1 rRNA gene is annotated in these 220 nt (G+C 45.0%); it reads left to right on the top strand.

Going from position 1 to position 220, the window contains the following annotated elements:
* Positions 1-61: ribosomal RNA gene (locus H5123_RS20475) — 16S ribosomal RNA — on the top strand; the annotation flags it as partial.
* Positions 62-220: the final 159 nt, after the last annotated feature.

Genomic DNA, 220 nt, shown 5'->3' with positions numbered 1-220 from the left:
GACTGGGGTGAAGTCGTAACAAGGTAGCCCTAGGGGAACCTGGGGCTGGATCACCTCCTTACCTATACGACTAACTCAATACCTAAAGTGCAGCAATGCATGTGAGTGTTCACACAGATTACTTGTTAACTTCTTCGGAAGGTGAGTAAAACACACCGCAAGCCGGTTAAGTGTTGTTCTTTAACAATTTGGAAAGCTGATAGTACTAACTAAAGGCGCA

Source organism: Shewanella sp. SR43-4 (assembly GCF_014163845.1).
Taxonomy (GTDB): domain Bacteria; phylum Pseudomonadota; class Gammaproteobacteria; order Enterobacterales; family Shewanellaceae; genus Shewanella; species Shewanella vesiculosa.
The sequence above is the reverse complement of the archived record's forward strand: the minus strand, read 5'-3'. Positions and strand labels throughout refer to the sequence as shown.